The organism is Streptomyces sp. NBC_01808, assembly GCF_035917395.1.
In the GTDB taxonomy this organism is placed as follows: domain Bacteria; phylum Actinomycetota; class Actinomycetes; order Streptomycetales; family Streptomycetaceae; genus Streptomyces.
Genome location: NZ_CP109072.1, coordinates 1568440 through 1590208, shown reverse-complemented (window position 1 = coordinate 1590208; position 21769 = coordinate 1568440). Strand labels below are relative to the sequence as shown.

Genomic DNA, 21769 nt, shown 5'->3' with positions numbered 1-21769 from the left:
TACGGGCCGGGGCTGGGCGGGGGCGCGGCGGGGGGCGGGTTGGCGCCGCTGGAGGGCGGGTTCCCGTCGGTGGCCGGGCTCGGGGACCCGGGGTCCGTGCCCGTGCGGTGCGCGGACGCCGGGTGCGGCGCGTAGAGGAGAGCGTTCAGGGCGGCCGCGGCCACCGCGGAACCGCCCTTCTCCGAGACGTTGCTGATCGCCGGCAGCCCCGTGGCCCGTAGCGCCGCCTTGCTCTCCACCGCCCCCACGAAGCCCACCGGCAGCCCGACCACCAGTGCCGGGTCCGCGCCCAGTGCGAGCAGCTCCTCCAGCGCCGTCGGCGCACAGCCGACCACCCACACGGCGCCGTCGCCCACCACCTCGTACGCCAGCCGCACCGCCGCCGCCGAGCGGGTCAGACCGGGCGCGGCCACCGCCTCGCGCAGCCGGCAGACCGCCCTGCGGGCGGTGATGCCCGCCGCGACCATCTCGACGTCGGCGACGACCGGCGCGCCCGCGTGCAGCGCGGCGTGCGCGGCGCGCAGCGACGCCTCGTCACACACCAGGTCGCCGGCGTAGGCGGGATCGGCGGAGGAGTGGACGACCCGCTCGACCACCGCGCGGGTCAGCGGCGGCAGATGAGCGGTGTCGACGCGGGCGCGCAGCCGGCGGTACGACTCCTCCTCGATGGGGTGGACGGTCCTCGTCACGGGCACTCCTCGGGGGCCTCGTCGATGGCGTCGGCTGGGCAGACCTCCACGCACTCCAGACAGCCGGTGCACAGGTCGGCGCGGACGAACAGGGCGCCGCCGCGAGGGCGGACGGCGTGTGCGGGGCAGGTGAGGAGGCAGGCGCCGCAGCCGGTGCAGCGGTCGTTGACGGTGAGGGTGAGGGCCGGGACTCCCGCCGGCCGGGGGGCGGGTTCGCCGTCGGCCGTGGCCGCTCGGGCGGCGGTGTGTTCCGCGGCGGCCGGGGGCGCGGCCGTGCGCGTACGGGCGTTCACGTCTGCCACCGGTAGCCGCGCGGCGTCACCATCCGGCCCGCGATCTCGCGGGTCGCCGAGTTGCCGACCGTCACCACGGTCATCATGTCCACGGTCTCCGGGTCGAGTTCGGCGAGCGTCGTCAGCAGCACGTGTTCGTCCGGGCGGGAGGCGTTCCGTACGACGCCCACCGGCGTCCCCGGCTCACGGTGCTTCGCCAGCAGCGCCAGCGCCTCCGGGAGCTGGCGGCGGCGGGCGCGGCTGCGCGGGTTGTAGAACGTGACCACGAGGTCCGACTCCGCCGCCGCCCGCACCCGGCGCTCGATGACCTCCCACGGGGTGTGCAGGTCGGACAGGCTGACGGAGACGTGGTCGTGCCCCAGCGGGGCGCCCAGCAGCGCCGCGGCGGCCAGCGCCGCCGTCACGCCGGGCACGCCGGCGACGTCGATGTCCGCGCCCGCCTCCGCCAGCGCGGGCGAGGCCATCGCGTACACCCCCGCGTCGCCGCTGCCGACCAGCGCCACCGCGTGCCCGGCGCGGGCCTCGGCGACGGCGGTACGGGCCCGCTCCTCCTCGGCGCCCAGCCCCGATGCGAGGACCCGGGTGCCGGGCCGGAGCAGGTCGCGGATCTGCGCGACGTACTGGTCCAGGCCGACGACCACCGACGCCCGGCGCAACTCGGCGCGGGCGCGCGGCGTCAGCAGGTCGCGGGCGCCGGGCCCGAGGCCGACGACGGCGAGCCGCCCGCGGGGGCGGCGCCGGGCGACGGCGCAGGTGGCCATGGCGGGGCGGTCCGCGGGGGTGGACTTCCGTTTGCGTACGAGGAGTTCGGCGCCCGGGCCCGCGGCCGTGAGCGCCGCGGCCTCCGCGACGCTGGGCGTGCCGACGGCGGCGAGGGGCGCGGCGGACGGCGTGGGCACGTCGACGGCGGCCAGCTCGGCGGCGGGGAAGGTGCGCAGCGGCACCCCGAGGCGCTCGGCGGCGGCGAGCAGGCCCGGTTCTCCGGCCTTGGCGTCGACGGTGGCGAGCGCGGCCACGGAGCGCGGGCTCAACCCGGCCCCGTCGAGGGCGTCCTGGATGAGGCCCAGCACCTCGTCCACCCCGGCGCCGCGGCTGGCCCCCACGCCGACGACGAGGGACGGCGGACGGAGCACCGCCTCGCGGGCCGCGAGCGGCAGGCGGCGGTCGGTGACGTAGAGGCGGACGTCCGTCGCCACGCCGCGCACCCCGACGTGCGGCGGCAGCGCGGGCAGCGGCCACGTCGCGTCGGCCCGCAGCGCGACCGGAGCGCCGTCCAGCACCGCGCGCGTCACGGCGGCGACCGCGCCTTCCGCGGGCCAGCCGACGGAGTCGAGCCCCGGGATGCCGACGGCGTCGGTGGCGGTGGTCACGACCGGCGTGCACCCGTCGCCGAGCAGGTCGGCGACCTCGGCGGCCAGGTCGTTGGCGCCGCCGCCGTGGCCGCCGAGGAGCGCGACGGCGAAGCGGCCCGCCTCGTCGACGCAGACCACGCCGGGGTCGGCGGCCTTGCCGCGGAGCAGGGGGGCGAGGAGGCGGACGGTGGCGCCGGTGGCGAGAAAGCAGACGAGCTGGTCGCAGTCGGCGAAGGCGCGCGCGACGGCGGTACGGACCGGGCCCTCGTCGTAGCGGCGGGTCCGGCCGGGCCAGGCGTCGGCCAGCCGCTGCGCGGCGGCGGAGCCGGCGGCGGTGGCGGCGACGAGGCCGATCACGGGGCGGTCCGGCGGGGCGGGGCGGTCACGGGTTCTCCTGGGGAAGTCGCGGGTGGGGTGTCATGTGTGGGTGAGGGGGCGTCCGGTGGCTGTCCGCTCGTCGGCTCCCGCCGTGCTTCCGTACGTACGTCCCGGCGGCCCCACAGGACGAACACCGGGTTCGTCGCCGCGAGTCGCGTGACCTCGCCGGGCAGCGGCGCGAGCCGGGAGGACTGCAGCAGTACGCCGTCCACCGCGAACCCGGCCGCCGCCAGCGCGGCGCGTACCCCCGGCACCCGGTCGACGGCGGCCAGCGTCACGACCACTGCCCGCCGCGCCCGCCGGGCACACGCCGCGACGACCTCCGCCACGTCGCCGCCCCCGCCGCCGACGAACACCGCGTCGGGGTCGGGGAGTCCGGCCAGCGCGGCGGGGGCCGTACCGTGCACCGCCTGCACGTCGACGCCGTGCGCCGCCGCGTTGGCCCGGATCCGTACGACGCTCTCGGGATCCCGCTCCACGGCGACGGCGGCGGCCCCGAACCGTGCGCACTCCACCGCGACGGACCCGGACCCGGCGCCCACGTCCCACACCAGGTCGCCGAGGCGGGGCGCGAGCCGGGCGAGGGCGAGGGCGCGGACCTCGTACTTGGTGACCATGCCGGCGCGGTGCTCGAAGTCCCCCTCGGGCAGCGCCCAGCCGTCACCGGGTCGGCGGGCGAGGGGATACGGGCCGGGGCCCGCGAGTGCGCGCTGCGCGGGGGCGAGGGTGCGGCCGGGGCGCGGGTCGAGGCAGAGCACGACGTTGACGGACTGCGGCGGCCAGGGGCGGGCGGCGGCGTCGGCGGGGGAGAGGCGCACGATGTCCTCGCCGGCGGAGCCGAGTCCGGTGCCGACGACGAGGGTACGGGGCACGCCGGAGCCGGCGAGCGCGGCGCCGAGTTCGGCGGGGCCGGCACCGGGTCCGGTGAGGACGGCGGCCTTGGGATGGGCGCGGCAGACGTTGACGGCGGTACGGAGGCCGCGCCCGTGGGCGCTGACGACGACGGCGTCGTCCCAGGGAAGCCCGACGCGGGCGAAGGCGACGGCGAGGGAGGGGACGGCGGGGCGGATGTCGAGGAGGCGGGGCCCGAAGCGCTCGGCGAGCACCCGAACAACCCCGAAGAACCCGGGGTCGCCCGAGGCGAGTACGACGACGCGGGTGGGTGGTCGGGGGGTTTTCCCCGTCCCCGCCCCTTCCCGAAACTCAGGGGCTGCGCCCCCGAGCCCCCCGCCGGGGGCTCCGCCCCCGACCCCCACCCGGGACTCCGCCCCGGACCCCACCGGGGGCTGCGCCCCCCGGCCCCCATGGGGCTCCGTCCCGGGCCCCACCCGCGATTCCGCCCCGAGCCGTGCGCGCGCCTCTGCCGCCTCTGCCTGGAGTTCCCCGTCGGAAGCCCCGCGGGAGTCTGCCTCAGCCGCACCCCGCGGCTTCGCCGCGTCGGTCTCGTCCGCCGGCGCCCACGCATCTCGCCCCACGTACGCCGCGATCCGGTCCAGGGCCGGGCCCAGCGGGCCCAGCGTCACGCGTTCCGCACCCCGCGGCAGTTCCGCCTCCGCCAGGTGCCGGGCCGCGCCCACCACCAGCGCGGCGTCCTCGATCCGCGCCGGAGGCGAACCCGTGCCGCAGCCTATGACCGTGATCACCGCAGCAGCTCCCCGTCGCTCCGCGCCACCAGCACCCGCCCCGTGAAGTCCACCATCGCCGCCTCCGCCGCGACCCTCCGCTCCGTGAAGCGCTCCAGCACCTCCGCCACCCGGCCGCACAACTCCCGCCCCGCCGCCGGCAGCAGACCCGCCGCCTCCCACAACTCGTACGCGTGCCGCCCCGTGTTCGCGGCCCCCACCTCCGCCGCCAGGCCCTCCGGACCGCCCGCCGCGCGCGTGATCTCCGCCAGCACCCCCGGGTCCACCTTCGAGCGCGTGTAGTGGGTCATCAGCACCCCCGCCGCCAGCTTCGTCAGCTTCCCGACCATGCCCACGAACACCACCCGCTCCACCCCCTGCGCCACCGCCCGCCGCAGCGCCGCCCCCGTGAAGTCCCCCACCTCCACGAAGCACACCGCCGGCAGCCCCGGCAGCAGCTCCATCGCCCCCCGCTCCGTCCGGCCGCCCGTGCACAGCACCACCGCCGTCTCGCCCTGCGCCGCCGCCACCGACACCGCCTGCTCGACGCTCGCCCGCCACGACGCCGTCGAGAACGGCCGCACGATGCCCGTCGTACCGAGGATGGAGATGCCGCCGAGGATCCCCAGCCGGGCGTTCGTCGTCTTGCGCGCCCGCCGCTCGCCGTCCGGCACGCTGATCGTCACGTCCAGACCCCGCCGTCCCAGGTCCACGACCTCCGCCACCGCCTGCGTGATCATCCGCCGCGGCACGGGGTTGATCGCCGGGCCGCCCAGCTCCAGACCGAGACCCGGCTTCGTCACCACCCCCACGCCCACGCCGCCGTGCAGCTCAAGACCGGGCCGCGCCCGCCAACTGACCGTCGCCGTCAGGTGCGAGCCGTGCGTGACGTCCGGGTCGTCGCCCGCGTCCTTCACCACCACCGCCTCCGTACGCCCCGGCCGCAGCTCCACCGCCCGCTCCACCGCGAACGTCACCCGCCGCCCCGACGGCAGCGCCACCTCCACCCACCGCCGCGCCTCGCCGGTCGCCAGCAGCAGCGCCGCGGCGCGCGCGGCGGCCGACGCGCAGGTGCCGGTGGTCCATCCCGTACGCAACGCCTTCTGCCGCACCTTGGCCGTACGGGGCAGGTCGGGTTCACGGAGGTCGGGACCCGGCTGGTCGGGTACCCGTGGCCCCGGTTCCGGCAAGTTCGCTTCCCGCGCGTGCCGTTCCTGCGCGTCTCGTTCCTGCATGTTCCGTTCCTGCGCGTCCCCGGTCATCCGCTCCCCTCCTCTCCGCCGGCTCGAACCGGACCCTGCCCTACGCCCCGCCCCCGCGCAGCGCCCTCCGCGCCGCCGGGTCCGCCCGGCGGAAGCCGTGGAAGTGGCCCGGGTGGTACAGATGCGACCGTGTCCCCGCCGCCCCCAGCGCCGGGCCGACGAGGAACAGCGTGTGCTTCCACAGCCGGTGCTCCTTCACCGCCGCCTCCAGCGTGCCGACCGTGCAGCGCACCACCAGCTCGTCCGGCCACGTCACCCGGTACGCCACCACCACCGGCGTCTCCGCCGCGTACCCGCCCGCCAGCAGCTCTTCCGCCAGCCGCCCCGAGCGCGCCGCCGACAGGAACACCGCCATCGTCGTGCCGTGCCGCGCGAACTCCCGTACCTCTTCACCGCCCGGCATCGGCGTCTTCCCGCCGCCCAGCCGCGTGAGGATCACCGACTGCGCCACCTCCGGGACCGTCAGCTCCCGCCCCGCCGCGGCCGCCGCCGCCGAGAACGACGACACCCCCGGCACGATCTCCACCTCAAGTCCCAGCGCCGCGCACCGCTCCACCTGCTCCTGCGTGCCGCCCCACAGCGCCGGGTCGCCGGAGTGCACCCGCGCCACCCGCAGCGCTCCGTCGGCCGCCCGTGCGTAGACCGCGACGACCTCCTCCAGGGGCACCGCCGAAGAGTCGACGATCTCCGCGTCCGCGCGGGCGTGTTGGAGTACGTCCTCGTGGACGAGGCTCGCCGCCCAGATCACGACGTCCGCCTCCGCGATGGCGCGCGCGGCCCGGAACGTCAGCAGATCCGCCGCCCCGGGCCCGGCCCCGACGAACGTCACCTTGCCGGGGGCGGGCGGCCGTTTCGCCGGTCCCGCGTCCGGATCCGGGACCGGGTCCGGCTGTGCGTGCGGGCTTCCCTTCGCGTACGGGCGCTGGCGCGGCATCCCCTTCCCGCTCACAGCTTCTCGCCCCGCCCCGTCCGCCGCGCCGGCGAGATCAGCGTCGACAGGTACGGCAGCGGCTCCGCCCCCAGCTCCGCCGCCGGCCGCACCGACTCCTCCGCCATCCCCAGCGACGATCCCCACACCGCCCCCTCCATCCGGCCCGTCTCCGCGAGCGCTCCCGCCACCTCGCCCGCCAGCCGGCCGAACTTGTACGCCACCACCGTTCCCGGCCCCCGCAGCGCCTCCTTCAGCACCGCCGTGCCCGCCGTCACCGGCACCAGCGTCAGCGGCTCCGTGCCCTCCGCGAGCACCGCGCCGCCGCGGGCCGCCAGGTCCTGCATCGCGGTGATGCCGGGCACGCTCTCGATCCGTACGTCCGGGAGCAGCGCGGTGACGGTCGCGGCGAGGTACGTGAACGTGGAGTAGACGTTGGGGTCGCCGAGCGTGGCGAACGCCACCGAGCGGTGCGCGCGCAGCAGTTCCGCGACCCGGGCGCCCGCCGCGTCCCACGCCGCCTCGCGGCGCGCGGCGTCGCTGCGCTCGTTGAGCGCGAAGACGACGCGCACGACCTTCGCCTCGTCGACGTAGTGCAGGACCGTCGCCTCCGCGCGGCCCGTGCCGCCGCCCTCCATCACGGGGACGACGACCACCGCCGCCGTCCGCAGCGCTCCCGCGCCCTTGACCGTGACCAGCTCGGGGTCGCCGGGGCCCACCCCGACGCCGACGAGTCGCATGCTCATGCCGTTTCACACCCTTCGACGAGCCGGCGCGCCATGGCGGGGGCGGCGGCCCAGTGCACGTGCAGGTACGAGGCGTGGACGCCGCCCCGTACGAATCCTTCGACGCGCCGGACCGGCTGCGTCATCCCCCATGCGGGCGTCTCGCCCGCGGGAGGGTCGAGGGCGGTGCGGTGGAACTCGTGGCCGCGTACCCGGGTGCCGGCGGCGGCGAGCGCGCTGTCGGCGACGGCCACGGCGTCGCGGTAGCCGAGGGTGAGTACGTCGGTCATCCGGGCCCGGGCGTCCAGCACGCCGCACATGGGGGCGCCGTCGAGGTCGCGGGCGAGGTAGACCAGGCCGGCGCACTCGGCGGCCACCGGCGCGCGGGCGGCGGCGAGCCGGGCGACGTCGCGGCGCAGCGGCTCGTTGGCGGCCAGTTCGGCGCCGTACACCTCGGGGAAGCCGCCGCCGATGACGAGGGCGCGGGTGCGGGGCGGCAGGGCTTCGTCGTGCAGGGGATCGAAGGGGACGACGTCGGCGCCGGCGGCGGCGAGGAGTTCGGCGTGCTCGGCGTACGAGAACGTGAACGCGGGGCCGGCCGCCATGGCGACCACCGGCCGGTCGGCGGTGCGGGGGGTGTTCCCCGATCCCGCCCCTTCCCGAAACCGGGGGGCGGCCCCCGGGCCCCCGGTGGCGCCCGCGCCTGCGGCGCGCGGCGCGCTTCGGGGGCTCCGCCCCCGGGGCCCCGTTGCGGTTCCGGTCTCGCGGTCGCCCCCTGTGCCGCGCCCACCCGGCAGCTCCGCGCCCGCCACCGCCTCCGCCGCCGACCACGCCTCCGCCGCCAGCTGCGGGGCCGTGCGGGCCAGGCGTAGCAGCTCCGGTACGTCGCACGACTCGCGTACCCGCGCCGCCAGCGCCCGTACCGCCGCCACCGCCGCCGGGCGGCGCTCCGCCGCCGGGACCAGGCCCAGGTGCCGGGCCGGTGCCGCCAGTTCCGGGTGCCGGCGGAGGGCGCCCAGGACCGGGACGCCCGCCGCGTCCAGGGACTCGCGGAGCAGCGACTCGTGGCGGTCGGAGGCGACCTTGTTGAGGACGACGCCCCCGATCCGTACCTCCGGATCCCAGGACGCGAAGCCGTGCACCAGCGCCGCCACCGACCGCGACTGCCCCGAGGCGTCGACCACCAGCACCACCGGCGCCCGCAGCAGCTTCGCCAGCTCCGCCGTCGAGCCCGACTCGCCGGCGCCGGAGGCGCCGTCGTACAGGCCCATCACGCCCTCCACGACGGCCACGTCCGCGCCCGCCGCGCCGTGCGCGAACAGCGGGGCGATCAGGCCGGGGCCGCACATGTGCGCGTCCAGGTTGCGGCCCGGGCGCCCGCCGCCGGGGGAGCCGGCGACGGCGAGCGCGTGGTAGCCGGGGTCGATGTAGTCGGGGCCCGCCTTGTGCGGCGAGACGGTGAGGCCGGCGGCGGCGAACGCCGCCATCAGGCCGGTCGCGACCGTCGTCTTGCCGCTTCCTGAGGCAGGTGCGGCGACGACGAGCCGGGGGATGTCGATCACGGAACTCTCACCATTCGATGCCCCGCTGGCCCTTCTGGCCCGCGTCCATGGGGTGTTTGACCTTGCCCATCTCTGTGACGAGATCGGCGAACTCGACCAGCGGCGCCGGCGCGTTGCGGCCCGTGACGACGACGTGCTGGCTGCCCGGCCGGTCCCGCAGCACCGCGATCACCTCGGCGGTGTCCACCCACCCCCAGCGCATCGGGTACGCGAACTCGTCGAGCACGTACAGCCGGTACGTCTCCGCCGCCAGGTCCCGCTTGACCTGCTCCCAGCCCTCCCGGGCCCGCGCCTCGTTGTCCGGCTCGGCGGCTCCGCCCTCGCGCGCCGGCCGCTGGATCCACGACCAGCCCTCGCCCATCTTGTGCCACGCCACCGTGCCGCCCTCGCCGCTCGCGCCGAGGACCCGCAGCGCCCGCTCCTCGCCGACCCGCCACTTGGCGGACTTCACGAACTGGAACACCCCGATCGGCCACCCCTGGTTCCAGGCCCGCAGCGCCAGCCCGAAGGCCGCCGTGGACTTCCCCTTGCCCGGGCCCGTGTGCACCACGACCAGCGGGCGGTTGCGGCGCTGCCGCGTCGTCAGGCCGTCGTCCGGCACGGCATCCGGCCGTCCCTTCGGCATCAGGCGGCCCTCCTCGAACTCGCCGGTCCACGCCCGGTACCGGGCCCTTCGGGTACGGCAGGCGCGCGCCGGTCCTCCCGGGCCTCCCGTACGAGCCCGCTCACCGCCTCCGCCCGCAGCTCGCCCAGCGCCACCGCCGTGCCCCGCAGCTCGCGGGCCAGCTCGCCCGCGAGCCCCAGCCGCACAGGACCCGACTCGCAGTCGACGACTACCGAAGCGACCCCCTCGGCCGCCAGCAGGCGCGCCGCGCGCGCCGCCCGGCCGACCGGCTCCCGACCGCCCGTCGCCCGGCCGTCCGTGACGACGACCAGCAGCGGGCGGCGCGCCGGGTCCCGCAGCCGCTCGACGCGCAGCGTCTCGCGGGCCCGCAGCAGCCCGGCGGCCAGCGGGGTGCGGCCGCCGGTGGGCAGCCGCTCCAGGCGGACCGCCGCGGCGTCCACCGACGAGGTGGGTGGCAGCGCCAACTCCGCGTCCCGGCCGCGGAAGGTGACCAGGCCGACCTTGTCGCGGCGCTGGTACGCGTCCAGCAGCAGCGACAGCACCGCGCCCTTCACGGCGCCCATGCGCTGCCGCGCGCCCATGGATCCGGAGGCGTCGACGGCGAAGAGCACGAGGTTCGACTCGCGGCCCTCGCGGACGGCCTCGCGCAGGTCGTCGCGGCGGACGACGAGACCGGGGCCGCGGCGGCCGCGGGTGTGCTGGTGCGGGGCGGCGGCCTGGACGGTGGCGGCGAGGTGCAGGGCGCCGAGGGCGCCGCGGGGGCGGCGGGCGCCGGTGGTGCGGCCGTGGGCGGTACGGGCGCGGGAGCGGCGTCCCGCGGCGCCCTCCCCGACGCCGGGGACGTCGAGGCGGCGGGTGCGGAACGGCTCGGCGGGGGCGGCGGGTTGCGCCTCGGACGGGGGTGGCGCGGTCCCGGGCGGGTGGGGCTCCGCGCCGGGTTCCTCCGCCGGGGCACGGGTGGCGGCGGGGGCGGAGCCGGGGGGTTCGGGGGCGTCGTCCGTACCGGAGGGGTCCTGCGGTGCGGGGTTCCGGGGGGTGTCGGCGCCGGGTTGCCGCGGCGCCGGGCCGGCCGGTCCTGTGTCGCCGGGCTGCTCCCGCGGCGCCGCGTCCGGTCCGTCCGCGGCGCCGGGGGGCGCCCCGCCGCCGTCGCCGTCCGGCGGTCCTTCGCCGGGGCCGCCGTGCTCGCGTAGCGTGTCGTCCAGCTTCTCCTCGTCGAGGCCCGGCGCGTCGAACGGGTTGCGCCGCCGCCGGTGCGGCAGCGCCAGCAGCGCCGCCTGCCGTACGTCCTCCGCCGCCACCTCCGTACGCCCCGACCAGGCCGCCAGCGCCGTCGCCGTACGGGCCATGACGATGTCCGCGCGCATCCCGTCCACCTCGAACGCCGCGCACGTCGCCGTGATCTGCCGCAGCGCCGCGTCGCCCAGCACCACCGCGGGCAGCAGCGCCCGCGCCGCCGCGATCCGTGCCCGCAGCGCGTCCTCCTCCGCCGCCCAGCGCGCCGCGAAGCCGGCCGCGTCCGCGTCGTACGCCAGCCGCCGCCGCACCACCTCCGCCCGCTCCGCGGGCTCGCGGGACGCGGCGACCTCCACCGTCAGCCCGAACCGGTCCAGCAACTGCGGGCGCAGCTCGCCCTCCTCCGGGTTCATGGTGCCCACCAGCAGGAAGCGCGCCGCGTGCCGCACGGAGACGCCCTCGCGCTCCACGTAGTTGGCGCCCATGGCCGCCGCATCCAGCAGCAGGTCGACGAGGTGGTCGTGGAGCAGGTTGACCTCGTCCACGTACAGCACGCCGCGGTGCGCCTGCGCCAGCAGCCCGGGCTCGAACGTCTTGCGGCCCTCGGCCAGCGCCCGTTCGATGTCCAGCGCCCCCGCGAGCCGGTCCTCGGAGGCGCCCACGGGCAGCTCCACCATCCGCGCCGCCCGCATAGCGTGCGTGCGCGCGGCCTCGTGCGGCCCGTCAGGGCAGCCGGCGTCCGGCGCGGCCGGGTCGCAGGAGAAGCGGCAGCCGGGCACGACGGCGACCTCGGGGAGCAGCGCGGCGAGGGCTCGTACGGCGGTCGATTTGGCCGTACCCTTCTCGCCGCGCACGAGCACCCCGCCGACCGCCGGGGACACCGCGTTGAGCAGCAGCGCGAGCCGGAGTTCTGCCATGCCGACGACGGCGGTGAACGGATAGTGCGGCGCACCGGTGTTCATGCGCGGGCCCCTCCAACGGGTGATATGGCGGTCAACTGCTGTGATACGCGGAAGAATCGTGCCAGCGTGTACGTGCCGGACGTGGAGCGGACTTGCACGGTCCGCGTCCTGTGGGTCATTCCTCCCCCTCCAGATCGCCCTCGAGTTCGAGGTAGATCTCCCGGAGCCGGGCCAGGGTCCGCTGGTCCGGCTCCGCCCACAATCCCCGCTCGGCCGCCTCCAGCAGCCGTTCGCCGATCCCGCGCAGGGCCCACGGGTTGGCGCGCCGCATGAACTCCTGGTTCTCGGCGTCGAAGACGTACTCGGCGGCGAGCTTCTCGTACATCCAGTCGTCCACCACGCCCGCGGTCGCGTCGTAGCCGAAGAGGTAGTCGACGGTGGCGGCCATCTCGAACGCGCCCTTGTAGCCGTGCCGCCGCATCGCCGCCGTCCAGCGCGGGTTCACCACCCGGGCGCGGAAGACGCGGTGCGTCTCCTCGCCGAGCGTGCGCGTCTTCACCTGCTCGGGCACGGCGCTGTCGCCGATGTACGCCTCCGGCGAACCGCCCGTCAGATGGCGGACCATCGCCACCATGCCGCCGTGGTACTGGAAGTAGTCGTCGGCGTCGGCGATGTCGTGCTCGCGGGTGTCGACGTTCTTCGCCGCCACCTGGATCCGCCGGAACGCCGCCTCCATGTCGCCGCGCGCCGCCCGCCCGTCGAGCCCGCGGCCGTAGGCGTAGCCGCCCCAGACCGCGTAGACCTCCGCGAGGTCCGCGTCCGAGCGCCAGTTGCGGGCGTCGATCAGCGGCAGCAGGCCCGCGCCGTACGCGCCGGGCTTGGAGCCGAAGATGCGGGCGGTGGCGCGGCGGCGGTCGCCGTGGACGGCGGTGTCCTCGTCCGCGTGCGCCCGTACGAAGTTCGCCTCCGGCGGCTCGTCCAGCTCCGCGACCGCGCGCACCGCGTCGTCCAGCAGGCCGACGACGTGCGGGAAGGCGTCGCGGAAGAAGCCGGAGATGCGTACCGTCACGTCGATGCGCGGCCGGCCCAGCTCCGCGGCCGGCACCACCTCGAAGCCCGTCACCCGCCGCGACGCGTCGTCCCACACCGGGCGGCAGCCCAGCAGCGCCAGGATCTCCGCGATGTCGTCGCCCTGGGTGCGCATGCAGGAGGTGCCCCAGACCGTGAGCCCGACGGACTTCGGGTACGCGCCCTGGTCGGCGAGGTGCCGGGCGAGGAGGGAGTCGGCGAGGGCGCTGCCGACGTCCCAGGAGAGCCGGGAGGGGATGGCCTTGGGGTCGACGGAGTAGAAGTTGCGACCGGTCGGCAGCACGTTGACGAGCCCGCGGGTGGGGGATCCTGACGGCCCGGCGGGAACGTAGCCGCCGGCGAGCGCGTGCAGCACGTTGCCGATCTCGTCGCCGGTACGGCGCAGCCGCGGAACGAGTTCCGCGGCTGCGAACTCCAGCACCCGCACCACGTCCGCCGTATCCGCGTCATCGCCCAGCACCCCCGCGACGACCTCCGGCACCGCCGCGCGCGCCCAGCCGCGCTCCTCCAGCCCCTCCGCCAGCCGCCGCGCCAGCGCCTCCAGCAGGTCGACCGCGTCCGACGCCGTACGCGCCGGCCCTTCCGCCCGCTCCGTCAGCGCCGCCGGCACCGCGATCCGCGCGCCCGGGTCCGCCAGCAGTTCCGCCTCGACCAGCCCCGCCCGGGCCGCGAGCGCCGCCCGCAGACCCGGCAGGGCGCCGCCGGCGCCGCCCCACATCTGCGCGGAACGCAGCACCGCCAGCGCGAGGTTCACCCGCGGCTCGCCGACCGGTCCTGCGCCGAGCACGTGCAGCCCGTCCCGTATCTGCACGTCCTTGATCTCGCACAGCCAGCCGTCGACGTGCAGCACGAACTCGTCGAAGTCGGCGTCCTGCGGCTGCTCCGCCACGTGCATGTCGTGGTGCAGCTCCGCGGCCCGCACCAGGGTCCAGATCTGGCTGCGCACCGCGGGCGCCTTCGCCGGATCGAGGTCCGAGACGAGCGCGTACTCGTCCAGCAACTGCTCCAGCTTCGCCAGGTCGCCGTACGAGTCGGCGCGCGCCATCGGCGGCACGAGGTGGTCGACCACCGTCGCGTGCCCGCGGCGCTTGGCCTGGGTGCCCTCGCCGGGGTCGTTGACGATGAACGGATACACCAGCGGCAGGTCCCCCAGCACCGCGTCCGGCGCACAACCCGCCGACAGACCCAGCCCCTTGCCCGGCAGCCACTCCATCGTGCCGTGCTTGCCCATGTGCACGAGCGCGTCGGCGCCGAACGTGCGGTCCAGCCAGCGGTACGCGGCCAGGTAGTGGTGCGACGGCGGCATGTCCGGGTCGTGGTAGATGGCGATGGGGTTCTCGCCGAAGCCGCGCGGTGGCTGGATCATCACCACGACGTTGCCGAAGCGCAGCGACGCCAGCACGATCGCGGGTCCGTCGTCGCCGTCGTCCACGTACAGCTCGCCCGGCGGCTCACCCCAGTGCTCGACCACCGAGGCCCGCAACCCGGGGTCCAGCGCGGCGAACCACCGCTCGTAGTCGCCCAGCGGCACGCGCGCGGGCGCCGCCGCCAACTGCTCCTCCGTCAGCCACTCCACGTCGTGCCCGCCGGCGGCGATCAGCCGGTGGATCAGCTCGTCGCCGTCGTCCGGGTGGCCGTCGACGCCGTACCCCGCGGCCCGTAGCGCGTCGAGCAGCCTGACCGCGGAGGCGGGCGTGTCCAGGCCGACGGCGTTGCCGACCCGGGAGTGCTTGGTGGGGTACGCGGTGAAGACCAGCCCGATCCGCTTCTCGCCGTTCGGCGCGTGCCGCAGCCGCGCGTGCCGCACCGCGATCCCCGCGACCCGCGCGGCCCGCTCCGCGTCCGCGACGTACACCGGCACGCCGTCGGGACCGTCCTCCTTGAACGAGAACGGCACCGTCACCAGCCGCCCGTCGAACTCCGGGATCGCCACCTGCATCGCCGCGTCCATCGGCGACAGCGCCGCGTCCGAGTCCAGCCACGCGGCGCGCGCCGACGTCAGGCACAGCCCCTGGAGCACCGGCACGTCCAGCTCCGCGAGCGCGCCGACGTCCCACGCCTCGTCGTCCCCGCCGGCGGAGGCGCCGCCCGGCCGCGTACCGCCGGAGGCGAGCACGGTGGCGACGAGCGCGTCCGCGCGCCCCAGCAGCTCGAACAGCCCGGGCTCCGCGCCGCGCAGCGAACCGCAGTACACGGGCAGGGCGTTGGCGCCGTGCGCCTCGACGGCCTGGCAGAGGGTGTCGACGAAGGCGGTGTTCCCGGAGAGTTCGTGGGCGCGGTAGAAGAGCACGCCGACGGTGGGCCGGTCGTCCTTCAGCCCGTACGAACCATGCACTCCGTACGCGGGCATCTCCCGCGGCGGGGCGAAGCCCTCGCCGGTGAGCAGCACGGTGTCCGACAGAAACCGGCTCAGCTCGGCGAGGTTCGCGGGCCCGCCCTCCACGAGATACCGCAGCGCCTCGGCGACCACCCCGGCGGGCACGGACGACTCGGCCATCAGCTCGGCGTCCGGCACGGACTCCCCGCCGAGCAGCACGGTGGGCGGCCCGGCGGCCCGGAGGGCTGCGAGCCCGTCCTCCCAGGCGCGCTTGCCGCCGAGGAGCCGGACGACGACGAGGTCGGTGCCGTCGAGGAGCGATGGCAGGTCCTCGGCGCCGGTGCGGGAGGGGTTGGCGATCCGGAAGTCCGCGCCGGAGGCGCGGGCGGCGAGGAGATCGGTGTCGGCGGTGGAGAGGAGGAGGACGGTGGTCATGCGTGACTCGCTTCGGTGGGGAGGAGGGCGGCGAGGGTGGTGGTGAGGAGGGCGAGGAAGGAGACACGGGAGGAGAGGCGGACGGCACGCTCGATGTCGTGTACGCCGGGAGCGCGCCCGGCCGGATTGAGCACGGCCCGGTGCTCGGTCCGCCCGGCATACGACAGCTCCCCACCGAGCCGCAGCCCGAGCGCACCGGCGAACGCTGCTTCCACGGGGCCGGCGTTGGGACTGGGATGCCGCGGCCCGTCCTGGCGCCAGATGCGCCGGGCGGCGCGGGGATCGGGCCCGGCGAGCGTCGCGAGCGCGGCGGTGAGCCGTGCGCCGGGATAGCCGACGAGATCGTCGAGCCGGGCGGCGGCCCAGCCGAAGCGCAGATAGCGGGCGGACTTGTGCCCGACCATGGCGTCGAGGGTGTTGACGGCCCGGAACCCGGCGAGCCCGGGAACGCCACCGACCGCACCGCAGAGGAGGGCGCCGACGACGGCGTCGGAGGTGTTCTCCGCGACGGACTCGACGACGGCCCGGGCGATGTCGGCTTCGCCGAGGTGATGGGGGTCGCGGCCGCAGAGGCGGGGGAGGCGGTGGCGGGCGTCGTCGAGGTCGTGCGCGCGGAGGGCGTGGGCGATGCCGAGGGCTTCGCGGCGGAGGGAGGCCCCGCCGAGAACGGCCCAGGAGACGAGGGCGGTGAGGAGGACGAGGGGGAGGTGCTCCCCGCGGCGCCCCCTCACGGGCCCGGCGAGGGGGTTGTGTTCCCCGACCCCGCCCCTTCCCGAAACTCGGGGGCTGCGCCCCCGAGACCCCGCCGGGGCTACGCCCCTGCCCCCCGCGGGGGTGCGCCCCGCGCCCGGACCCGGGGCTGCGCCCGCCGCCCCCTCGGGGCTCCGCCCCCAACCCGGGCTCGTCTCCCTGCGGGTTGCTGCCGTGGCCAGGGCGGCGGTCGCCACCGTTGCGCCTGCGCAGAGTGCCGTGTGCAAGGCCCCCGCCGCGCGGTTGTCGCGCCAGAGGCGGGATTCGAGTGCTGCGGCGGCGCGGCCGAAGGCTGCTACGGGGTGGGCTCGGCGGGGGTCGCCGAAGAGGTGGTCGGCGGCGTAGCCGAGGGCGGCGCCCACGGCGTACGCCAGCGGGCGGCCACCGATGAGCCGGGCGGGGTGTGACGCGGTGTCGGGTGTCATGGTGCCGTTCGGTGCGGGGCGTGGGCCGGTGGGCTTTCGGTGGTCGGGGGTCCGGGGGCGAAGCCCCCGGGAAAGGGGGCGGGGCGGCAGCCCGGCGATCGGGCGGGCTACGTGGCCGTCTGCGGGCCGGGGGCACAAGCCCCCGCGGAGTTCGGGGCGTAGCCCCGGGCGGGGTCTGGGGCGCAGCCCCGGCGGGGTCTCGGGGGCGCAGCCCCCGAGTTTCGGGAAGGGGCGGGGTCGGGGAACAACCCCCTCAGCCCGCCACCTCCGCTGACCAGCCGCCCAGCCGCGGTACCAGCCGCCGCCCGACCACCCCCGCACCCAGCCCCGCCGGCATCCCGCGCACCAACAGCCCGCGCACCGCCGCAGAGTTCAGTGTGATCACCGAGAGGGGAAGCCCAGCAGGTGCCGGCCGTCGTGCAACCACCCGTGCACGCCCTCGCCCGACACCGGAGACACGGCGCCCTGTTCGGCACCGACGAAATACAGCAGAACGATCATCAGGACCCCGCCGAACAGCGCTCACGGGGCGATGGTCTTCAGCGGGACAGGGGTGAGGAGAGAGTCTGTCGTGGGTGACACGGCTGACTGGGCCATGGCGGAAACCTCCCGGGGATCACGCGTCCCATCCGGTGGAGCTGCTCACGACGGTGCGGGTCTGACTCACCGAACTCCGCCCCGCGCGGGGCGTCGTCCGGCTCACAGTGGCGCGGCCGTGCCGGAATCTCACCGGGCTTCCGTTGCGCCGTCGTCTTCGGTTGACGAGGTGACGATACCGTCGCCTGCGGGCCGGCGACCACATGGCGTCCGTCGGCCGAGATGCGGAAGGGGCAGGTGAGACGGCTGGTGACGGTCCGGGTGATGCTCGTCACGCCGGCGGTCAACGCCGAGCTGCGGCACGCGGTGTTCGGCGCGGACGAGCCGCTGGACGCGGCGGGTCGACGTGCGGCGGAGCGCGCGGGCGCCCACGCGGGGGCCTCGCTGCGTACGCACACGCCGGCGTACGCCGCGCCGTCGGTCCGCTGCCGGCAGACGGCCGACGCGCTGGGGCTCGCGGCGGAGCCGGAGGCGGAGCTGGCGGACTGGGATGTCGGCCGCTGGCGTGGGCGGGGGCTGGAGGAGCTGACGGCGGCGGAGGGCGAGGCGGTACGGGCCTGGCTGACGGATCCGGCGGCGGCGCCGCACGGCGGGGAGTCGCTGCTGCAGTTGCGGGGGCGGGTGGGCGTATGGCTCGACGGCCTGACCGGACCCGCAGGCACGGGAGGAACGGAGAGTACTGACAGCACGAACAACACGGACAGCACCCCCACCCCCACCCACCGCGTCGTTGCCGTCGCCGAGCCCGCCGCCGTGCGTGCCGCCGTCGTGCACGCCCTCGACCTGCCCTCCGCCGCCTTCTGGCGCCTCGACGTACCGCCCCTGACCCGCACCGAGCTGACCGGCCGCGCCGGCCGCTGGAACCTCCGCTGCGGCATCCCCCTGACCCCGGACCCCTGACCCCGGACCCCTGACCCGGACCCCTGACCCGGCCCCCTGACCCGGCCCCCTGACCCGCCCCCGGGAATACCCGCCACCGCCCCATCCGTTTCCGCCGTCATGCGTGTAGAGATCTGGTCCGATGTCATCTGCCCCTGGTGCTACATCGGCAAGGCCCGGTTCGAGAAGGGCCTCGCCGCCTTCGCAGGACGGGACGACGTCGAAGTGGTGCACCGCTCCTTCGAGCTCTCCGCCGGCGCCCAGCGCAACGGCCGGCAGCCCCTCGGGCCCGAGCTGAAGGCCAAGTTCGGCTGGGACGACGCGCAGCTCAAGGCGATGGAGGACCGGGTCGGCGCCGCCGCCGCGGGCGAGGGGCTCGGCATGCGCCACGACCGGTTCGTCACCGGCACCTTCGACCTGCACCGCGTCCTGCACCTCGCCAAGGAGCGCGGCCTTCAGGACCGGGTCCTCGACGCGTTCTACACCGCCAACTTCGCCGAGGCCCGCCCGATCAGCGAGGACGACACGATCATCGACATCGCCGCCGGCGCCGGCCTCGACGCCGACGAGGTGCGCAGGGTGCTCGCGGACGAGGACGCCTACGCCGACGCCGTACGGGCCGACGAGAAGGAAGCCGCCGAGCTGGGCGCCACCGGCGTGCCGTTCTTCGTCATCGACCGCCGCTTCGCCGTCTCCGGCGGGCAGCCGGCGCAGGTCTTCACGCAGGCCCTGGAGCAGGCCGCCGCCGCGGGCGGGCTGCAGACCGTCGCGGGCACGGGCGGCGACGGCGCCGTCTGCGCCGACGACGACGCCTGCGACGTCCCGTAGCGGGCGGGCCCCAAAAGCAGCCCGCCCTCCAAAAAAGCATCCCCCGAAACACCGCCGCGCCCCCCGCCCGGAATCATCCAGGCGAGGGGCGCGGCACCGTCCCGGCGTCACATCCCCGCAGGTCCGCGGACGTACGCCACGGCCCCGGCGCTCCGCGTCACCGCACCGGCGTGAAGTCCCGTGCGCCGATGAAGTCCGGCCGCCGCACCGGTGCCGCGAACGGCTCCACGGCCGCGTTCTCCACGCTGTTGAAGACGAGGAAAACGTTGCTGCGCGGGTACGGCGTGATGTTGTCGCCCGAGCCGTGCATGCAGTTGCAGTCGAACCAGGTCGCACCACCGGCCGCGCCGGTGAACAGCTTGATGCCGTGCGCCTCCGCCATCTCCGTCAGCGCCTCGTCCGACGGCGTGCCGGCGTCCTGCATCTGCAGCGACTTCTTGTAGTTGTCCTTCGGCGTGGCGCCCGCGCAGCCGAGGAACGTCTTGTGCGACCCCGGCATGATCATGAGGCCGCCGTTGGTCTCGTAGTTCTCCGTCAGCGCGATCGAGACCGACACGGTCCGCATGTTCGGCAGGCCGTCCTCGGCGTGCCAGGTCTCGAAGTCGGAGTGCCAGTAGAAGCCGCTGGCGCCGAACCCGGGCTTGATGTTGATCCGGCTCTGGTGGATGTAGACGTCGGAGCCGAGGATCTGCCGCGCCCGGTCCAGGACGCGCTCGTCGCGTACCAGCTTGCCGAAGACATCGCTGATCTTGTGGATCTCGAAGATGGAGCGTACGGCCTGCGTGCCCGCCTCGATGATCGAGCGCTCGTCGGCGCGGACCCGCGGGTCGGCGATGAGCCGGTCCAGCTCGGCCTTGTACGTCTCCACCTCCTCCGGGGTGATCAGTTGGTCGACCGTCAGGTAGCCGTTGCGCTCGTAGCCCTCCAGCTCCCAGGGCGGGATGGGCCCGTCGGCACCCGGTTCCGACCAGACCACCGGGTCCTGACGGGGCGTGCTCACTTCTTTCGCGCCGCGCGTCGGGTAGAGGTCGGTGACAGTCGGGCTGGCCATGGTTCTCAGTCCTCCTCAGTCAGCAGCGGGTACACGCCGTTCTCGTCGTGGTCCTCGCGGCCCGTGACCGGCGGGTTGAAGACGCAGATGCAGCGGAAGTCCTGCTTGATCCGCATCGTGTGCCTCTCGTGCCCGTCCAGCAGGTACATCGTCCCCGGCGTGATGGCGTGCTTCTCGCCGGTCTCGTCGTTGGTGAGTTCGGCTTCGCCCTCGACGCAGACGACGGCCTCTATGTGGTTCGCGTACCACATCGACGTCTCGGTGCCCGCGTAGAGCACGGTCTCGTGGAGGGAGAAGCCGACGCGCTCCTTCGCGAGCACGATGCGCTTGCTCTCCCAGGTGCCCGACGCGGACTTGATGTGCCGGTCGGTGCCCTCAAGCTCCTTGAAGGATCGGACGATCACGGTGCCTTTGTGCCTCTCTCTCGGGATCGGTCGGCGGCTCTGCCGCCTGTCTGCCGGCGTGTACGCACCCGCCCGTACGCGACGGGCGGGGCCGCGCCCCGGCCGTCAGGCGGTCTCGCGGACCGCCCGGGCCAGCGTGCGCAGCCCCTCGTCGAGGTCGTCCGGCGTCGTGGTCAGCGCCGGCAGCAGCTTGACGACCTCGCTCTGCGGCCCGGAGGTCTCCAGGATCAGCCCCAGCTCGAAGGCGCGCCCGCAGACACGCGCGGCGCGCGCCGGGTCGGGGAACTCGAGTCCCCACACCATGCCGCGGCCCCGGTACGTGGCGTCCGCGTCGGAGTGCTCCGCGCAGATCGCGACCAGCGCCTGCTCGATCTGCTGGCCGCGGGCGAGGGTCTGCTTCTCCATCTGGCCGTCGGCCCAGTACGTGTCGAGCGCCGCGGTGGCGGTGACGAACGCCGGGTTGTGGCCGCGGAAGGTGCCGTTGTGCTCGCCCGGCTCCCAGATGTCCAGCTCCGGCTTGAAGAGCGTGAGCGACATCGGCAGCCCGTAGCCGCTGATCGACTTGGACAGCGTGACGATGTCCGGGGTGATGCCCGCGTCCTCGAAGGAGAAGAAGCCGCCGGTGCGGCCGCAGCCCATCTGGATGTCGTCGACGATGAGCAGCATGTCGCGGCGTTTGCACAGCTCGGCGAGGCCGCGGAGCCACTCGGCGCGGGCCACGTTGATGCCGCCCTCGCCCTGGATGGTCTCGACGATGACGGCGGCGGGCTTGTTGAGCCCGGAGCCCTGGTCCTCCAGCAGCCGCTCGAACCACAGGAAGTCCGGGACCTGGCCGTCGAGGTAGTTGTCGAACGGCATGGGGGTGCCGTGCACCAGCGGGATGCCGGCGCCGGCGCGCTTGAAGGCGTTGCCGGTGACGGCGAGCGAGCCGAGCGACATGCCGTGGAAGGCGTTGGTGAACGAGACGATGGCCTCGCGGCCCTTGACCTTGCGGGCCAGTTTCAGCGCGGCCTCGACGGCGTTGGTGCCCGTCGGACCCGGGAACATGACCTTGTACGGCAGGTCGCGGGGGCGCAGCACGACGTTCTGGAAGGTCTCCAGGAACGCGCGTTTGGCGGTGGTGGCCATGTCGAGGCCGTGGACGATGCCGTCCCGCTCCAGGTAGTCGAGCAGGGCGCGCTTGAGCACGGCGTTGTTGTGGCCGTAGTTGAGGGATCCGGCGCCGGCGAAGAAGTCGAGGTAGGTGTGGCCGTCCTCGTCGTACAGATAGCTGCCCTGGGCCCGGTCGAAGACCGCGGGCCAGCCACGGCAGTAGCTGCGCACCTCCGACTCCAGGGTCTCGAAGACGCTCAGGGCGGGCGGTGTGATGGTCACAGCGTTCTCCTGGGAGATGATCCGATGTGCGGGGGGTGCGAATGGGTCG

16 protein-coding genes and 2 pseudogenes are annotated in these 21769 nt (G+C 75.6%); 2 read left to right on the top strand and 16 right to left on the bottom strand.

Features of this window, described 5'->3' with window-relative positions:
- Positions 1–101: 101 nt before the first annotated feature.
- The 13 genes and pseudogenes from OG946_RS06645 to OG946_RS06585 form a co-directional block, all read right to left on the bottom strand.
- Positions 102–689 (bottom strand): annotated as a pseudogene (locus OG946_RS06645) (precorrin-8X methylmutase); the annotation flags it as partial.
- Positions 686–982 carry an indolepyruvate ferredoxin oxidoreductase subunit alpha gene (locus OG946_RS06640; protein ID WP_326795211.1) on the bottom strand — a complete coding sequence of 99 codons (297 nt, stop codon included), beginning with the start codon at positions 980–982 and terminating at the stop codon, positions 686–688. The pseudogene OG946_RS06645 and the gene OG946_RS06640, both read right to left, overlap by 4 nt.
- A complete protein-coding gene (cobJ, locus tag OG946_RS06635; RefSeq protein ID WP_326795210.1) occupies positions 979–2691 on the bottom strand; it encodes a precorrin-3B C(17)-methyltransferase in 1713 nt (570 codons plus the stop codon). Before cobJ ends, OG946_RS06640 begins: the two co-directional genes overlap by 4 nt.
- Positions 2688–4040, bottom strand: coding sequence for a precorrin-6y C5,15-methyltransferase (decarboxylating) subunit CbiE (gene cbiE, locus OG946_RS06630; protein ID WP_442814589.1), 1353 nt, complete (start codon positions 4038–4040; stop codon positions 2688–2690). The genes cobJ and cbiE overlap by 4 nt, the downstream gene beginning before the upstream one ends.
- A gap of 311 nt (positions 4041–4351) precedes the next feature.
- Positions 4352–5596 (bottom strand): cobalt-precorrin-5B (C(1))-methyltransferase, encoded by a 1245-nt coding sequence (locus tag OG946_RS06625; RefSeq protein WP_326795208.1) that lies wholly within the window; start codon positions 5594–5596, stop codon positions 4352–4354.
- A gap of 40 nt (positions 5597–5636) precedes the next feature.
- Positions 5637–6545: a precorrin-4 C(11)-methyltransferase gene (gene cobM, locus OG946_RS06620; protein ID WP_326795207.1), complete on the bottom strand. Its 909-nt coding sequence runs from the start codon at positions 6543–6545 to the stop codon at positions 5637–5639.
- A complete protein-coding gene (gene cobI / locus OG946_RS06615; protein ID WP_326795206.1) occupies positions 6542–7270 on the bottom strand; it encodes a precorrin-2 C(20)-methyltransferase in 729 nt (242 codons plus the stop codon). Before cobI ends, cobM begins: the two co-directional genes overlap by 4 nt.
- On the bottom strand, positions 7267–8811 hold the full coding sequence (locus OG946_RS06610; RefSeq protein WP_326795205.1) for a cobyrinate a,c-diamide synthase: 1545 nt from the start codon (positions 8809–8811) through the stop codon (positions 7267–7269). Before OG946_RS06610 ends, cobI begins: the two co-directional genes overlap by 4 nt.
- A gap of 7 nt (positions 8812–8818) precedes the next feature.
- On the bottom strand, positions 8819–9436 hold the full coding sequence (gene cobO, locus OG946_RS06605) for a cob(I)yrinic acid a,c-diamide adenosyltransferase (RefSeq protein ID WP_326795204.1): 618 nt from the start codon (positions 9434–9436) through the stop codon (positions 8819–8821).
- Positions 9436–11631: a putative cobaltochelatase gene (locus OG946_RS06600; protein ID WP_326795203.1), complete on the bottom strand. Its 2196-nt coding sequence runs from the start codon at positions 11629–11631 to the stop codon at positions 9436–9438. Before OG946_RS06600 ends, cobO begins: the two co-directional genes overlap by 1 nt.
- Before the next feature lie 115 nt (positions 11632–11746).
- Complete coding sequence (gene cobN, locus OG946_RS06595; RefSeq protein WP_326795202.1) at positions 11747–15412, bottom strand: cobaltochelatase subunit CobN; 3666 nt, start codon at positions 15410–15412, stop codon at positions 11747–11749.
- Positions 15409–16587, bottom strand: a complete 1179-nt coding sequence (locus tag OG946_RS06590; protein ID WP_326795201.1) for a cobalamin biosynthesis protein — start codon at positions 16585–16587, stop codon at positions 15409–15411. The genes cobN and OG946_RS06590 overlap by 4 nt, the downstream gene beginning before the upstream one ends.
- A 381-nt stretch (positions 16588–16968) precedes the next feature.
- Positions 16969–17184: pseudogene (locus OG946_RS06585) on the bottom strand (CbtB domain-containing protein).
- A gap of 264 nt (positions 17185–17448) precedes the next feature.
- On the opposite strand from OG946_RS06585, the gene OG946_RS06580 reads away from it, so the two are divergent.
- Positions 17449–18084 carry a histidine phosphatase family protein gene (locus OG946_RS06580; RefSeq protein WP_326800163.1) on the top strand — a complete coding sequence of 212 codons (636 nt, stop codon included), beginning with the start codon at positions 17449–17451 and terminating at the stop codon, positions 18082–18084.
- A 99-nt stretch (positions 18085–18183) separates the two neighbouring features.
- Positions 18184–18891 carry a DsbA family oxidoreductase gene (locus tag OG946_RS06575; protein WP_326795200.1) on the top strand — a complete coding sequence of 236 codons (708 nt, stop codon included), beginning with the start codon at positions 18184–18186 and terminating at the stop codon, positions 18889–18891.
- A 157-nt stretch (positions 18892–19048) separates the two neighbouring features.
- Here the strand turns inward: OG946_RS06575 and thpD are convergent, their stop codons facing one another.
- From thpD to ectB, 3 genes are all read right to left on the bottom strand, one after another.
- Entirely contained in the window at positions 19049–19942 is an 894-nt protein-coding gene (gene thpD, locus OG946_RS06570) for an ectoine hydroxylase (protein WP_326795199.1), read from the bottom strand.
- 5 nt (positions 19943–19947) lie between these two features.
- Entirely contained in the window at positions 19948–20346 is a 399-nt protein-coding gene (locus tag OG946_RS06565) for an ectoine synthase (RefSeq protein WP_047015067.1), read from the bottom strand.
- 105 nt (positions 20347–20451) lie between these two features.
- Positions 20452–21720: a diaminobutyrate--2-oxoglutarate transaminase gene (ectB, locus tag OG946_RS06560; RefSeq protein ID WP_326795198.1), complete on the bottom strand. Its 1269-nt coding sequence runs from the start codon at positions 21718–21720 to the stop codon at positions 20452–20454.
- Between the last annotated feature and the right edge of the window lie 49 nt (positions 21721–21769).